This is a genomic window from Erythrobacter sp. SG61-1L (assembly GCF_001305965.1).
Taxonomy (GTDB): Bacteria; Pseudomonadota; Alphaproteobacteria; order Sphingomonadales; family Sphingomonadaceae; genus Andeanibacterium.
Genome location: NZ_JXQC01000003.1, coordinates 307,133 through 323,486 on the forward strand (window position 1 = coordinate 307,133; position 16,354 = coordinate 323,486).

10 protein-coding genes are annotated in these 16,354 nt (G+C 61.6%); 5 read left to right on the forward strand and 5 right to left on the reverse strand.

Features of this window, described 5'->3' with window-relative positions:
- Positions 1–193: 193 nt before the first annotated feature.
- The 3 genes from SZ64_RS01695 to SZ64_RS01705 all read right to left on the reverse strand — a co-directional run bounded on the left by SZ64_RS01695 (position 194) and on the right by SZ64_RS01705 (position 3,722).
- Positions 194–658: a nuclear transport factor 2 family protein gene (locus SZ64_RS01695; protein ID WP_054529245.1), complete on the reverse strand. Its 465-nt coding sequence runs from the start codon at positions 656–658 to the stop codon at positions 194–196.
- A gap of 5 nt (positions 659–663) precedes the next feature.
- Entirely contained in the window at positions 664–2,790 is a 2,127-nt protein-coding gene (locus tag SZ64_RS01700; protein WP_054529246.1) for a PQQ-binding-like beta-propeller repeat protein, read from the reverse strand.
- A gap of 92 nt (positions 2,791–2,882) precedes the next feature.
- The gene (locus tag SZ64_RS01705; protein ID WP_054529247.1) at positions 2,883–3,722 is read right to left on the reverse strand and encodes a DUF3617 family protein; all 840 of its coding nucleotides are present in this window, start codon (positions 3,720–3,722) and stop codon (positions 2,883–2,885) included.
- A 169-nt stretch (positions 3,723–3,891) separates the two neighbouring features.
- Between SZ64_RS01705 and SZ64_RS01710 the strand changes: the two genes are divergently transcribed.
- The 5 genes from SZ64_RS01710 (at position 3,892) to SZ64_RS01730 (ending at position 12,834) form a co-directional block, all read left to right on the forward strand.
- Positions 3,892–4,449 (forward strand): zinc ribbon domain-containing protein, encoded by a 558-nt coding sequence (locus SZ64_RS01710; RefSeq protein WP_054529248.1) that lies wholly within the window; start codon positions 3,892–3,894, stop codon positions 4,447–4,449.
- Between the two features lie 37 nt (positions 4,450–4,486).
- Positions 4,487–5,557, forward strand: a complete 1,071-nt coding sequence (locus SZ64_RS01715; protein WP_054529249.1) for a hypothetical protein — start codon at positions 4,487–4,489, stop codon at positions 5,555–5,557.
- Positions 5,558–6,041: 484 nt separating this feature from the next.
- Positions 6,042–6,428, forward strand: coding sequence for a hypothetical protein (locus tag SZ64_RS01720; RefSeq protein WP_199797064.1), 387 nt, complete (start codon positions 6,042–6,044; stop codon positions 6,426–6,428).
- Between the two features lie 19 nt (positions 6,429–6,447).
- Complete coding sequence (locus SZ64_RS01725) at positions 6,448–7,800, forward strand: CsgG/HfaB family protein (protein ID WP_054529250.1); 1,353 nt, start codon at positions 6,448–6,450, stop codon at positions 7,798–7,800.
- 147 nt (positions 7,801–7,947) lie between these two features.
- Positions 7,948–12,834: an S-layer family protein gene (locus SZ64_RS01730; RefSeq protein ID WP_156313425.1), complete on the forward strand. Its 4,887-nt coding sequence runs from the start codon at positions 7,948–7,950 to the stop codon at positions 12,832–12,834.
- 273 nt (positions 12,835–13,107) lie between these two features.
- On the opposite strand, the gene SZ64_RS01735 is transcribed toward SZ64_RS01730, so the two are convergent.
- Together SZ64_RS01735 and SZ64_RS01740 are read right to left on the reverse strand one after the other, a co-directional pair.
- The gene (locus tag SZ64_RS01735; RefSeq protein WP_082384391.1) at positions 13,108–14,118 is read right to left on the reverse strand and encodes a cation transporter; all 1,011 of its coding nucleotides are present in this window, start codon (positions 14,116–14,118) and stop codon (positions 13,108–13,110) included.
- Between the two features lie 131 nt (positions 14,119–14,249).
- Positions 14,250–16,349, reverse strand: a complete 2,100-nt coding sequence (locus tag SZ64_RS01740) for a PQQ-dependent dehydrogenase, methanol/ethanol family (RefSeq protein WP_054529252.1) — start codon at positions 16,347–16,349, stop codon at positions 14,250–14,252.
- Positions 16,350–16,354 lie beyond the last annotated feature (5 nt).

Genomic DNA, 16,354 nt, shown 5'->3' on the forward strand with positions numbered 1-16,354 from the left:
CCTACTTCGTCATTGCGAGGAGCCGAAGGTTCCGAAGCAATCCAGAGCCTGCGCGGAGGCAGTGGATTGCGTCGCTGCGCTCGCAATGACGAAAGGAAGGGGCGTCATCCCGGCGGAGGCCGGGATCGCTGGCGTCTTGGCGCCCGGATCGCAGCGGTTCCGGATCAAGTCCGGGACGACGAAAAAGGCGCTCTTACAGCCCCAGTTCCGAAAGCCCGGGATGATCGTCCGGCCTGCGGCCCAGCGGCCAGTGGAACAGGCGGTCTTCCTCGCGGATAGGCATTTCGTTGATGCTGGCGTGGCGATTGCTCATCAGGCCGTCCGCGTCGAATTCCCAGTTCTCGTTGCCATAGGCGCGGAACCAGTTGCCGCTGTCGTCGTGATATTCATAGGCATAGCGCACCGCGATGCGATTGCCGGTGAAGGCCCACAATTCCTTGATCAGCCGGTAATCCAGTTCCTTCGCCCATTTGCGGGCAAGGAAGGCCTCCGCCTGATCCCGCCCGCGCGGAAATTCCACGCGGTTTCGCCAGGCGGTGTCTTCGGTATAGGCCAGCGCCACCTTGGCGGCATCGCGGCTGTTCCAGCCATCTTCGGCCAGCCGCACCTTCTGGCGGGCACTTTCCTCGGTAAAGGGCGGAAGCGGGGGGCGGGACATGGGGCTTACTTCTCCTGTTCGGGAAGGGCGTAGACATAGATCGCCGAGCTGTTGACCGGCGGCATCTGGATTTCCGGCGTCAGCGCGCCGAGGCCGAAGGACAGCGGATTGCCGCGCCCGGTGACGATGGCGATATATTGCTTGCCGTCCACCGAATAGGAAATGGGCGAGGCATTGGGCACGTCCGTCACGCCCGTGCGCCACAGCACCTTTCCGCTGCCCTGATCGTAGGCGATGAACTGGCGGTCGACCGATCCGGTGAACAGCAACCCGCCTGCCGTTGCCAGCACACCCATCGAATAGGGCGCGCGCTGGTGCACGGTCCAGGCGATCTTCTGGTTCTGCATGTCGAGCGCCTGAAGCATGCCATAGCGCCCGTCGCTGTTTTCCGGCGGGGCATAGCGCATGTTGATGCCCGTGGTCAGGAAGCCGGGCTTGGCGGGCACGATGTCCATGCAGACATCCCGCGCGTTCACGAACAGATGGCCGGTGCCCTGATTGAAGGCCGTGGGGCTCCAGTTACGGCCGCCGCCGCCATTGGGGCAGGCGAAGAAGGGCGCGCCGCCATCGGGGATTTTCGCGGGATCGTAGATCTTGTCGCCCGTCTTGGGATCGACCTTGGTCACGATATCCTGAATGCCCATGTCCAGTGTGGAGAGGTACTTGCCGGTCTTGGCGTCCACCGTGTCGAACAGGCCGATCTTGCCCGCCGTCATCACTACGCGCTGTTGCTTGCCGCCTCGTTCCAGCGTGCCGATCACCCGGTCGAACACCCAGTCGAGATCCCACTGGTCGTTCTTCATGTGCTGGAAATACCAGACCAACTCGCCCGTGCGCGGGTTCAGCGCCAGAGTGGCGTCGTTATAGAGGCCGTCATTGTTCATGCCCGGCTTGCGATCGCGCAGCGGGGCAGTGTCGTAAGTCTGGGCGACGCCCCACAGGGCCAGCTTGTTTTCCGCGTCGTAGGAACCGGAAGTCCAGACCGAGCCGCCATGGCGCTTGTCCAGCGGCAGGCCGTTCCACGTATCCCCGGCAGGCGTGCCGGGGCGGGCAACGGTGTGGAAGGTCCACAAATGCTTGCCCGTCTCTATGTCGAACCCGTCGATCTGGCCGCCGCCCGCTTCCTGCGTGGCCATGCCGATCATCACTACGCCATCGGCGGCGAGAGGCCCGCCGGGGATGCGGAAGCCGGGCTTGTCGGTGATCGCCACGTCCCACACCGGTCGCCCGGTGCGCGCATCCAGCGCCACCATATGCAGGTCGCCCGTGGCCAGCAGCACCTTGTCGCCATAGAGCGAGATGGTCTTCTTGGAGATGGCGGGCGGGGTGGCATGCTGGCGCTTGTAGCGCCACAGCAGATCGCCATTGGTGGCATCGAGGGCGAAGACCTCGTCGCCATAGCCATAGGCATACATCACCCCGTCGCGCACCAGCGGCTCGGCCATGTTCGGGCCTGCCGGAAGCGACTGCGCCCATGCGACGGTGAGGTTCTGCACATTGCCCGCGTCGATTTGCTTCAGCGGGGAGAAGCCCTGCCCGGTATGGCTGCCGCGCCATGCCAGCCAGTTCTCGCCCGCAGGCGCGTTCAGCATGGCATCGGTGACGGGAGTGAAATTGGCGAACCGGTCAGGCTTTGCGGGCCATTCGGGAATCGGGCGCCGCGTGGTGACGCCACCGAAGCCGGAATCCGCCGCGTCGGGATTGGCGGGCTTGGGCACCATCACGCTGGCCAACTGCGCCGGATCGGGCCGCAGCGGCGTGTCCAGCTTGACCCCGTTTTCGGCAAGGATGGAGGCCACGATGGCGGCATAAGTTTCGTCAGGCAGGCCGCCCGCGTTGCCCGGCGGCATGGAGCTGCGAATATAATCATACAGCTTGTCCGCTCCGGCATCGCCCCACTTGGCTTGGAACGACGCGCCCTTCAGCGCGGGGGCGAAGGCGCCATTGTCCATGGTGGTGCCGTGGCATGCCGCGCAATCGCTGGCATAGGCCTCGTGGCCCTGCTGGGTCTGGCTTTCGAAGGTTGTTTCAGCGGCAGGTGTGCTAGGCGCGAGCGAGAATGTCCCAGCAGCCACGGCAAAAGCCGAAACGCCCAGCGCCATGGCGCTGCGGCCGGTCAAGATGCGAAACATGAAGAACCCTCCCGAACTGTCGTTGGGCACCTGCTAGGCGAAGAGGGCTTTTGAGGGCAAGATGACTCTGTCTGGCCCTGCCGCGTTCGCCGTCAATTGCAGGGGCCGGTCCGCGCTGCCGTGAGGCGATAGTCCAGATAGACCTCGGGCACTTTTGCGAAATCCCCGCTCACTACCTGTGCGGGAACGCGCACCCGCGCCGTGATCGCCGCCGTATCGGCAGTGTAGCTGCCATTGGCCTCGACCGGCCGGGCCCCGCCATTCTGCGGGAAGTTGCAGGTCATGCTTGCGCGATACGATCCCCCCGCAATGGCATAGCTGCCGGGACGACACCCCATGGAGGGGCGGAAGGGAAACGCCGTCGAACGCGGCTGGGCAGCTACTTCGGGGCTGACGCATTGCGACCATGTCTCGCTGCGGCCAAGGCCCTGCCGGTTGAGCTGGAAGCTGGTGTCCGATGCATCCACCTTGCTCACGTTTGTCAGCACGGTGGTGAAGGTCCAGTTGCCTGGCATGATCGCCGTCTGCAGGGCAGGGCGGTCGTCGCTGGCGGCGGTGGGGGCTGCGCTTGGTGTTTCGCTTGTGGCGGGGCTTGGCGTTTCCGTGGCGTCCGGGGTTTCGCTAGCGTCGGGCGTGGGCGTTTCGCTCGGCTCTGGCTCGGCTGAAAAGTCCGGCACGAAGTCGCCCAGGGCGATGCGGATTACCTTGCCCTGTCGGGATTGCTGCGCAAACAAAAGGAAAGCGCCGCCACCAAGCGCGATCAGGCCGGTCATCACGCCAAGCGTGATCAGGATGCGCCGGCGTCGTCTCCGGGCGCTAACCAGCGCGGGCAGGCGAACCGGATCGGCCGCATCCGCAATCGGTGCGCCGCATTCACCGCAAAAGCGGTCATTGGCCAGGATCGTATTGCCGCAAGATGCACAAATTCCCATTGCATCTCCTTCCCCGGGCGGTGCCTAACCGGTCGCTCCGGCCATTTCCAGCCATGATGCGACTTGTCGGTGATGTGGTTTGCGATTTACAGCGCAGGTCAGATCGGGGCAGGCACTCGCTTTCACATGGGGCGATCTGCACATGGGGCAAAGGGGCACAGGCAAACTCATGCAGCGCTGCGGCACTTGCGGAGCGGAGAACCGTGAAGGCGTGCGTTTCTGCACCACCTGCGGTGGGCAGCTTGTGCTCGAACTGCACGAGGAATTGCCGCATCTGCCGGAACTGGAGCTGCGCAGCCCGACTGTCGAGGCATCCCGCTGGTGGTGCGGCGCCCGGCGCGGCGCGGCGGCAGCGGCATTGCAGGCACTGATTCCGGTGGCAACGGTGGCTCCGTTTGCTGCCGATCAGGGCTGGGCCGGTTTCGCCCGCCGCAGCGGCAGCCACGCGGCGGACTTCATGCCCGGCCTCGTGATCGAAGGAACCGTGCTGGCGGAAATGTTCGATGTCGCGCCGGGCGACTTGGCAGATGATGGTGCGCTTGATCTCGGCCTGTGGCGCGGTTCGCTCGTCAGCCTCAGGGATGTCCTGCGCCTGCACGATGGCGCTGCTGGCGGACTGGAGCGCCACGCGGACGGGGATCAATTCCCGGTTCGCAGGACAAGGCCCGGTGAGGTGAGTTTCCGGCGCTGGAAGAACGAGTTCCTCTGCGCGAACGGGACGCACTGAAATGCAGCCTCGCCGCTTCCGGCTGTCCCCGGCGCAAATGTCTGAAGGCTTTGCCGCCGCTGGGGCAATTCCCGCGCTGTCGGATTTCCTCTCCGGTCTTCCCGGGGCCGGCGGGATTTTGCCAGAGGTGCTGGCAGGGGTGGACGGAGAACTCGATCCGTCGGCGCGCCTTATATTCGAGACATTGGCTCAGCCGGGCATTTCGATGCGTTTCCTCTGTATTGCAGAAGGCAGCTTCACCGCGCTGGAGGTAAGACTGGCAAGCCGCGATGGTGGGCAGTGGGTGGCCTTCGCCCGGCCTGAGCCGGAATGCTGGGACTTGGCGATAATCGGCGAGCGCGAACAGGCGCTGGCATTGGTTGACGAAGTGCTGGGCGTCACGTTCCTGCCCGATCCAGCGATGGAACTGGCAATGGACCTGCCCAAGCGCGAACTCGTCCATCTCCTTGCCCGAATCCAGAAGGCCAGGAAAGCCGGGCTGCAAGCCCGGCTCGACGGCTGTGAAGATGCCGGGGAAGGGGCGGCCGCGCCCGCTGCCCTTGGTGAACTGGAAGCGATTGTCGCGCGGGAGTATGCACGGCCCGATCCGGGCTCGCTTCTGTCGCGCTTTGCGATCGCTGCGGGCGGGCCGGAATTACTCTCTGCGTGCGACGAAGTAACCTTGGCCGCCGGGCTGGAAGGGCTGGTGGCACAGGGGCATGCTTATCCTGGTGGCAGCCTGACGGTGGAAGGTGCTGCCCTGGCTGATTTGCTTGCCTCGCGCAGTGCAATCACGGTCATACAGACGGCACACCGTGCGGGCGAAGCCGTCGTCGTCGATCAGATAATGCTGCTTCATGGCCCCGGCAGTGTCCTGCTCGGCGCGTGGAGCGACACCGATGGGAATAGCGAGCCGTCCCTGTCGCTTCGTTCTGCCCGACCGGGAGACGTTCTTGCGCTCATCGATTGCCTGCTCGGCGAGCCTCCCAGGAAAGAAGGCGCGTTTGAACCGGAAGTGGAGGCGGCTCCGCCGAGCGAGGCTGGCATCTGTGGGTCTTGCGGCACACTTTACGAAGCATCCTCACGATTCTGCCGCGAGTGCGGTATCGCGCTTTCGGACGCAAAGTAACGCGTAAGTAACCCTGAATCAGGGTTTTTACGGGGTCCAGCCTTGCCGGCAGTGGTGAAAGGCGGGGTGAGTCGGCAGTGAAAATTTCGCTGAGAAACGACTTGGAACTGTCCAAATTCGCGCCTAAGGGAAGCGCAACGGGTCTCCAAGAATAAGAGATAATTGGTTTTTTTCCGGTTTCACTGGCGGAAAAGCGTCAACACGACGCTTGACCTCTGGTAAACTTTCATGGTTAATGCGAGCCTTCGGTTCGCACCAATTGTCAGTTCACACGTCGCCTCACTTGGCTTAGCAAGTGGAGCAAGAGCAGTAGTGCTGGAGCGTTGTTTTGGGGGTTTTCATGAAGCGTCTACTCGCTTTTTCGAGTGTGTTCGTGCTCGCGAGCCTTGGCTCTACGGCTGGCGCGAACAATGTTGGCGAGAATTACGCCTAGCAGTTCCAGACAACTGCAGACAAGGTCAATCAGGCGGCCATTCTTGACCTGATGGAGAAGAAGCGCAGCGGTTATTACGCTCCTCCGACCTACATCACCAACATTGATCGGCAGTACAATTGCAATGTTGCGGCCACCGCGACGGGCAATGAAGGCACGAATACCAATCTTGCCAACTCGCCGACTACGTCCGGTTCTACGGCCAGTTCGACAGGCAACAACAATTCCACCGACATTGACGGCTGGCGTGGCGATACGGACACGAACAGCGATCAGAACAACAGCGGCAGCGTCGGTTCTTCGGTCGATGGTTCGACTTCCGCCCATGTGAGCGGTTCGCCAAATCAGGCGCTGAACTCAACCCAGACAAACAGCGGCGATCAGACCGCGACCGTCAATGGCAGCACGGCTTGTCATTTCGCAAACGTGCTGAACTGAGACTGAGAGAGGATCAAGCATGAGCTTCAGGCTTCCCGTGGGGCGGGGTAAGCGTCTTCGGACTTTGTCTCTGGTGTCGGTGCTGGCTGTGTCGGTGACGCTTGCCGGTTGTACCACTCCCGAAGCGCAGTCGGTTGCGCCGGGTGAACTCCCTCTCGTCATTGGTCCTCCGGTTCGCGACAACGTGACGCCGATGGAAGGCGTGCTGGCCTGCTTTGCGGATCATGTGGCTTCCACGGGTATGGCGCCAGTCGTGGTCGGCGTGGGCGACGTGAAGGATTTTACCGGCAAGTATTCGCTGAACGAAGGTAACGCCCTGACGCAGGGCGGCGCGCTGATGGTCTATTCGGCGCTGGGCAAGCTTTCGGGCGCAGTGCGCATCGCGGAACGCTTCGATCCCTCGATTGCGGAACGCGAGCTGGGTTATACCGACCGTCGCCAGCTCGGCGATGGCGAAATCCATGATCTCGACGGGCCTAATGGCAAGCAGAAGGTTCCGTGGATTCCCTATTTCGGCGGCACCATCCAGCAGTCTGACTATTTCATCGTCGGCGGTATCACTGAAGTGAACTACGATATCCGCTCAGGTGGGTTCGAGGCCGGCGTGAACCAGATCGGCGGCAAGGGTCGCACCTACAGCCAGCAGGTGGCGATCGATCTTCGTATCGTCGACACCAGGACGCTGGAAGTGGTGAAGACGGTCAGTCTCGCCAAGCAGTTCACCGGCTACGAAGTCGGCTTCAACGTCTTCCGCTTCTTCGACAATGATCTGTTCGACATCAATGTCGGTGCGCGTGGTCAGGAACCGATGCAGCTGGGTGTTCGCGCCGCGCTGGAAGAAGGCGTTGTCCGCCTGATCTCCGCAGTCACGAATGTCGATTACGAGCCTTGCAAGGCTGTGCAGGTCGGTGGTCGCATTGCCGTCACTCCGGCAGAGAAGCTGCGCGTTGTAGCTAATCCTGCAAGCGGCTTCGGTGCACCGGCGCCGGTGGTGAAGTCCGGCGGCCAGCCTGTGAACAGCGGCGGCAATGCGGTTGCTTCCGCGAGCGGTTCGGACGTCAGCATCGGATTCGAATTCGGTTCTGCGCAGCTTGGCGGTGAAGCGCTCTCGCGTATCGACCAGATTGCGGCTGCCGCGAAGCAGGGCGGCGTGAACGTACTGCTCGTCTCGCGCGACACGGAAAACTTCGATCCGGGCAAGCGCGATGCGCTGTCCGATCAGCGCGTTGCTGCGATTACCAGTGCGCTGGCGAGCCGGGGCATCGCTCCTGCGGCCGTGAGCATCATCTGGCGCCCGGCACCTTCGGATACTTCGATCCACCGCGATGGTCCTGGCATGCAGGAACTGGTGAGGCTTCGTATTGGCGGCTGACGCGCTGTGAAGTGAAATTGAAAAGAAACAGGGATAATCGTTCGGGTTCGTGAAATTTTAACAAGAAATATTTCGGAATTTGAATTTCGTTTGAACGATTGTGGGTCTGCCTTTGGTCAGATTCGTTGATTTTGTTGAAAGGGGCATATGATGACTAAGATTACCGATAAGGGCCGTAACCAATTACTGGCAACGGTTGGCACTGCGATGGTCGCCACTATGATGGCAGCCGGCGCGCAGGCTGCCGATACCGTGGTTCAGCCGGTTGGGCCGGATCTCAGCGACGTGATCACCAACGTGAGCGGCGAGGACGTGATCAGCGCCGTGCTCGACAACGTGGCGACCATCACTGCAACGATCAATGGAACCACTGGCGGCGTCGGTCTGGAAGAAACCGGCACCACGACCTCTTCCGTTACGGTCGATGGTAACGACATTCTCGGCGTTGCGATCGGTAACTCGTTCGACAACGAAATCGATCTGTCGCTGCTTGAAAACGACCTTTGGGACGGTTCGGCTTCGCTCGGCCTGGAAACCAACACCGGCGTCATCGCGACCGACATCTATGACAACGACATCGCGGTCTCGATCAACAATTTCCAGACCGGCAGTGTCGCTGTAACCGGCAATGACATTGAAGGTCGCGCAACCGGCAACTCCGGCAGCACCACCCTCGAAGGCACCGTGCCGAACACCTATAGCTCGACCGTTGCCGGCAGCTCCAGCATCGATTCCGGCCTCGTGCCTGAATGGCTGAACGCCGAAGGCAGCGTGGTTGCCAGCACCATTCAGATCAATGGTGATCCGAATATCACCACTGACGTCATTGATAACAACATCTACCTGGAACTGATGAGCACAGACGACAACACCGTCACCTCTGCTCCTGCAGTCGAAGACAATACCATCGCCGCCAACGCCAAGGGCAACAGCTCGACTTCGGCTATCAACGTCCAGTCGGGTGGTGCACCGGAATTCGAAGGCAGCCTCGTTCTGAGCAATGGTCAGACGAACGTGGACACCTCGGGCAACGGCGTCATCCAGGCCTATAATTACGATGGCGACATCTATGGCGTGATCGAAGCGTATGATTACATCTACGACTACAACACCAACACGCTGAACGGCAGCCTGTCCGTTTCGAACAACGCCTTCACCGCCACCGCCTCGGGTAACGATGCGCTCGGCAGCAACGGCGTTGCCGGCAACAGCATCACTCTGGACGATGGCCTGTCTTTCGAAGGCAATGCTTCCACTGCCACTTCGGATACGGCTTACGCTTCGGGCACCGTTTCGGGCACCGTGGCAGCTGACGTTGTGATCAACAGCAGCCAGGGCAATGTCGGCGCCTCGAACGGCAATCGTCTGAATGTCGATGCGACTGCCGAATACAGCTACATCTACGCCGACGTTGAAGCGCTGGATACCGGCTCTGTTTCGGTCGAAGGCAACGAAATCAGCGCAACTTCGCGCGGAAACGCTGCCAGCAGCGCGTTCGCGTCGGGTGATGGTTCGGCCTATTTCAACGGCACGGTCGCTGTTTCGAACCAGCAGACCAACCTCTACACCGATGTGTCGAGCAACAATTACGAATCGGTCATTTCGTCTGACGTCGGTTATGACGATGGCCTGATGGAAGACAGCACGCTGGCTGTTGACGGCAACCGCTCGGCTGCGGCTGCTTACGGCAACCTGGTGAGCCAGAACGTTGCGCTCGAAGCGACTACGCTTGGCCTGCCTGACGATCGCGTGAACCTGACGGGCGGCACTGGCCCCGACGGTAACGTATCTGCTGAAGGCAACGTGCTCGTCACCAGCCTGCAGAGCCAGTATAGCGCAAATGTCGAAGCAAATGTCGAAAGCAACGAAATCTACGCAGATTCGGGCGCTGACGAAACCATCAACAGCTCGGTTTCGGCCAATGGCAACACCGTTGAAGCTATCGCCCTGGGCGACTCCGCTTCCAACGGCCTGTCGCTCGCCGGCACGACTGTCGGCACCGGTGCAGGCATCGCCAACGTGCAGATCGTCGCCGACGCTTCGACCGTCACCGCCTACAGCGACTCGATGATCTATGCTGAAGCTGATGACGTTGACGCCAGCTCGATCGAAACCAACGGCAACCTGCAGCGTTCGATCGCCTATGGCGCATCGGCCGGCAACGCGCTCTCGGTTGATGCGCAGACCGTAACCGTATTGTCGGATGTCGACTCTGTCGCTTCGACCGTCACCGTTGATTATCTCGAAGAGTTCCCGCTCGATTTCAGCGTCGCTCCGGATGTTGAAGCAGCCTACGCTGTGCTGAATGTCCAGTCGGTCTCGGCCGGTATCTCGTCCATTGCCCGCGGCTATGACGAAGACAGCCCGTTCGATACCGAAATCAACGATGACGCCTATAACGGTTCGAATATCACAACCGACAGCAACACCCTTGTCGCTGCCGCTTACGGCACTGACTCGAACAATCAGGCTGTCCTCAACGTCGGTACGCTTAATGCTACCGAAGACGATGTGGCTGGCCAGCCTGACTTCGCCACCGTGGCGAATGTCACGAACGCACAGACCGTTACCGAAGAATCGTCGATCTACGCCGAAGCTTCGGGTGACGAACTGGCCGAAACCGAAGTCAACGGTTACCTTGATCAGTCGAGCGTTTCGACCTCGGGCAACGTCGGACAGGCTCTCGCCTACGGCAACCGCGCCAGCAACGGTCTGACCGTTACTTCGACCAACATCGACACCGAAGCTGACGCGGTCCCGTACCCGAACGGTATTCGTGGTTCGGCCGAAGTCATCGCGATCCTCGATGGCGCTGAAGCCAGCACGGATGCTTCCTTCAGCGTGAACAACGTCCAGTCCGCCGGTGGTGCGATCACCGCCTCGCTGCTGGATAGCGTCGTCGCTCCGGACTATTCGCTTGAAGTCGTCACCTACATCCAAGACGAAGTCACTGACTCTTCAGTGGTGAGCAACAACAACCTGCTGACCGCGGGCGCCACCGGCAACCGTGCGGACAACCTGATTGATCTGAGCGGCAACACGCTGGCCACCACCAGCGCACTGGTGAACTTCCAGCAGACGGAAGCTGATATCCAGGCTCTGATCGGGATCGAAGGTTCGGAAGGCACGCCGTTCATTCCGGGCACTCCGGATACGCCGGGCTACACTGCCAGCATGTCGGGCAGCAGCTCAGCTGGTTCCTTTGTCCCGTCAGGCAACAATATCGATATCACTGGCTCGATCACGGTGACCTTCTCGGGCACTTTCAATCAGCGTGAAGTCGATTATCTGAACAGCATCGCTGGTGTGAGCGGTGCCACCGTTGGTGGGAACACGATCACGCTTACCGGAACTGTCGATACGACTGCGTTCAACAGCCTGAACACTGACAATGGGACGGGCGGTTATGGCGTCGGTAACGACGATACTTTCACCGTTTCCGGCTTCAACGTTCCGCTGATCCCCGGCACGGCCGACACTCCGGCAACCCCGCGTACGCCGAACAATGGTGGTGTGACGATCGCTCTGGACAGCTCGCTGTCTGCATCGACCGTCTCGGTTGAAGGCAATTCGATCGCTGGTTCGGTCACTGGCAACAGTGCAGCGAACACGGTCAAGGTCGCCGGCAACTCGGTTCCGGATGGCAGCGATCACTTCCAGGGCACTGCCACTTCCGATCTGTTCGACACGACGGCCGATGGTGATCACATGCTCACCAACGTTCAGATGGCCGGCGACTCTGAGCTGACCAGCACTGTCTATGGCACTTTCGCCATCGACATGACGGAAGGCGCCGAGATCGACGACTCCACCCTGACGGTTGACGGTAACAGCCAGAGCTCGCGTGCGGTCGCCAATACGGCAACCAACACACTTGAACTGACTGCCACCAACACCGATGCGGCTGCAGTGCTGGCTTCGAACCAGTTCGGCGCTTCGGAAGTCTCGGCCCTGTCGAATGTTCACATCTACGCACCGGTTGCTTCGGACAACACCAGCGTCAGCATGTCGGACAACTCGAACCTGGCCCTGGCTGTGGTGAACAACGTCAGCAACAACCTGACCATCGAAGGCACCAACGTCTATCCGAACGTCATCTCGCGGGATGTCCTGCTCGACGTGGACAGCGACGTGTATGGCGGTGGCGACAACATCCTGCTCAACCAGCAGATCGCCAACACCACCGCAATCGCGGAAGCTGTGACCATCCTCTACAACGAAGACGGTACGTATCTCTCGACCGATGGCGTTGTTGACGGTTCGGTGACGATCACCGGCAACACCACCACTGCGGAAGCTTCGGCCAACCGTGCGGTGAACGTGGCCGATGCAAGCGCCGGTTCCAGCCTTGGTGCCAGCGTGGGTATCGTCAACTTCCAGGGTAGCAGTGCAGACGTGAATGCTTCGGCAACCACCAATGCGGGCGTGACCCTTGCTGGTGACGATGTTCTGGCGGCTCCTGCCCTCAACGGCAGCAGCGTGACCCTGGGCAGCAACACCACCAGCTCGCTTGCTCGCGGTAACTCGGCTGTCAACGCGCTGAACTACTCGGCAGGTGCCAACTACGGTCAGATCGACCTGCTGGCGAACACCGGTGCGTACACCGTAACTGACCCGACGAACGTTTCCACTTCGGCTCGTGCCGCCGTGCTGAACGTTCAGGGTAACAGCGGTGCCGTCTCGGCCACCAGCACTCAGGCTACCTACGTGGTCGCTCTGAACACAGACCTGGGCGATCCGGCTGTCACGAACGCCACGGTTGGCGTGATCGGCAATGCCGTCTCGGCAGCTGCCTATGGCAACACCGCGACCAACTCGGTCACGGTTGCTGCTCTGAACACCAATGTCCCGTCCGTCGCGGTGGGCAATGTTCAGACCAACACCGGCCCGGTCACCGCCACTGTCACCACCGTGACCTACGGCGTGAGCGGCGGTTACGGCGCCATCGCCGGCAGCGCGATCTCGGTCACCAACAATGCTGTCACCGCCACTGCGGTCGGCAACAATGCGGTGAACGCAATCGTCGGCAACTAAGCCTCTCGGCAGAATGCCTTGAAAGGGGCGGGGGAAGGGCAACCTTCCCCCGCCCTTTTTCTATGCGGCTCCGGCGCCATGTGCTGGCCCCGCTCGCCAGGGCAGAGGGGGAGGGGGCGTGCAGGATGAAACGACGGGCGGGCCGCGGCCTGCCGTGACAGTGGCGTCAAGGGAGGGCGCCGGGTCGGCTATCGACCTGGAGCAGGCATCGTGCAGGCCTGTCTCGCTACTGCATATCGGGGAAGCGGAAGCTGCCCGGCCCCGCCGACAGGCTCAGGAGCCGAGCAGATAGCTCGCATAGGCGCTGAACAGATAGGCCAGCAGCAGGGAAAGGCTGATCCAGCTCACCGTGCCATGGATGCGGCTCTGCGGCTTGAACAGCAGGGCGACAATGAAGATGCCCGACATGATCACGGCGGCGAAGACCGTGATGCCATGTGCGTCCGATACCGATGAGAGCAACGGCCCCTTGGTATAGGCGATGTCGTCAATCGCCAGCACCAGCACATCGAACAGATTGCTGCCCAGCAGATTGCCGATTGCCATGTCCACCGCGCCCATACGCAGCGCGCTGATGCTGACGACCAGTTCCGGAACAGATGTCGTGGCGGCGATCAGCAAGGTGCCGACAAATGTCCTTTGCCAGCCCATCGTCTCGGCGATCTCGATGCCCACGAAGGGCAGCCATATCCCGGCCGCGATCACTATTGCTGAAGCTGCGGCATAGCGCGCCACGGCCTGACGCAGCGTCAACCCCGGCAGTGATGCCTCTGCATGCGCCGCGGCAATAGCGCGCTTCTGGTAATCGAAGGCGGATCGCATGGCGATCAGATAGAGGAAGACCAGGAAGGGCGTGTAGATGCTGACATGGCCGAGCGATACGTCCAGCCCGGTGTGATTGAGCAGGATGACGGCACCGACCGTGCCGATCATGATCACGCCGAACCCGGCCGTCAGGATATGGCCCTGATCGATCCGGCGATAGACAGGCTCGCTGCGCGAAAGCTCGTCCAGCAGCACGAGCATCAACAGGTTGAACACACAGCTGCCCAGCGCATCGCCCACGGCGATATTCGGCGCATCGGCTATGGTGACGGAACTGACCCCGGTGAACAGTTCGGGCAAGGATGTGGCGGTAGCGAGGAGGATGAGGCCGATCCAGGAGCGGGAGAGGCCGGTCAGTTGGGCGATCCTATCGCCATTTTTTGCAAGGGCAGGGCCTGCGAAACCGATCAGCGCCATGCAGATGGCGAGTTTCAGCCAGGGTAGTGCCAGATCGAACAAGCCGGTGCCGCTCCGGTTCGTAAACGGAAGTCGGGAACACTATACAGCTTTTGGGATGGCTGTCCCGCCGCTTTGCCTCTCTGGAGTGCCTGCCCCGGCGCATGGCTGCACCGGGGCACGGCGTTGCGGGATCAATCGCCGCCCCAATCCTCATTGGCGCGGGCGATCAGGTAATTGTGGATCGCCTCGACATCGTCGGGCTTCAATATGTCGGCGAAGCTGGCCATGCCCTTGTCCTGATAAATCCCCTTCAGGACGATGTCGTTGAACTTGCCATGGGTTTCCATGGTCATGTGGCGCAGATCCTTCACGCCACCCTTGGCATTGGCGCCGTGGCACAGGGCGCAGGTATTGGCGAACAGCTCTGCCCCGCGTGCAACCGATGCCTCGCTGGCGCGCAGCGGGGGCGGGTTGGGGATCGCTTCTGCCTTGGCCAGCGGGGGGAGTTGCTGCGTTCCGCCCAGTTTGAACACCAGCAGGCGGGCCGGGGCGCGGGGCAGTTCCGTGCCGGCGCCACGCTCGATCTGCGCTGCACCGCCGCCCCAGCCGGCATTGATGGCGACATATTGCACGCCATCCAGCTCATAGGTGATCCCGCCGGAAACGGGCGCGCTCTGCGTCGGATATTCCCACAAGACCTTGCCAGTCTTCGCATCGAAAGCGGCGAAGGTCTGTTTGGTGGTGCCTTCGAAGACCAGATCGGAAGCGGTGACGAATACGCCGCCATTGCCATGGCGGGGCAGGGGCACCTGCCAGGCGATTGCCTGCCTCACAGGGTCATAGGCGGTCAGCCAAGCCTTCTCGTCCGCATTGGCCTGTTCCATCAGCTTCATGCGCTTCTGCATGGCTTCGCCCGTATAGCCGCCCCAGCCCGCATTGGAGCGGAAGGGCTGCGGCTTGAAGTTCGGGTCCAGCGCATAGACCATGCCCGACTGATAGGAGGGGAAATAGGCCAGCTTGGTGCGCGGGCTGAAGGCCATGGGGAACCAGTTATGCGCGCCGCCGGGGCCGGGATAGACCAGCACCGGATCCACGCCATAGCGGGTTTCGGGGTTCTCGATGGGGCGGCCGGTCTTCTTGTCGATGCCGAAGGCCCAGTTCACCTTCACATGCGTTTCCGCGCTGATGAGTTTGCCGGTCTTGCGGTCGATCACATAGAAGAAGCCGTTCTTCGGCGCCTGCATGATCACCTGGCGCATCTTGCCGCCGATCTTCAGGTCCGCGCTGATGATCGAGGAAGTGCAGGTGTAATCCCAGTCTTCCCCCGGAACCATCTGGTAATGCCAGGCATAGGTGCCCGTATCGGCATGAAGTGCGACGATGGAGCAGACGAACAGATTATCGCCCTTGTTCTCGCTGCGGTGATAGCGCGAGAGGGGCGAGCCATTGCCGGTGCCGACGAAGACGAGCTTGTTGGCCGGATCGTAAGCGATGGAATCCCACGCATTGGCGCCGCCGCCCAGCTTCCAATATTCGCCGTGCCAGGTCTTGCGGGCCATCTCCATGATGGAATCCGAAGCCTCGCCATCCGGGCCGTTGGCGGGGTTGCCGGGGGCCAGGAAGAACTTCCACAGTTTCTGGCCCGTATCGGCATCCAGCGCGATCACGAAACCGCGCACGCCCAGATCGCCGCCGGACTGGCCGACCACCACCTTGCCATCGAACACGCGCGGTGCGCCGGTGATGGAATAGGGCATGTCGTGACTGAAGGTCTGGGTGGACCAGATCTGCTTGCCGGTCTTGGCATCAAGCCCGATTACGCGCCCGTCCAGCGTGGCAATGATGATCTTGCCGTTCCACATGGCCAACCCGCGTGCAACAGGCTCACAGCAGGCATAGCGGCCATATTCGCGCGGAACCTGCGGGTCGAAGGTCCACAGCAGTTTGCCGGTCTTCGCGTCGTAGGCCGATGTGATGTTCCAGGCGAGGATGTTGTAAAGCACCCCGTCGGCATAGATCGGCGTGCCTTCCACCCCGCGATAGGTGTCGAGATCGGCATACCAGGCCAGGCCCAGCTTGCTGACATTCCCGGCATTGATTTGCGTGAGCGGGCTATAGCGTTGAGCGGTGTAATCCCGCCCGTCGCTCGGCCAGGCATCGGCGGGCGGATTGGCCAACAGGCTTGCTGGACCTTGCGCGATGGCAGGCGATCCCACTTGCAGGGCGAAGACCGCAAGAAAAAGGGCGAAGAGGCCCGCGACCTGCGCGGCAAGGCGTTTGCGGAAAGGCATCGAAA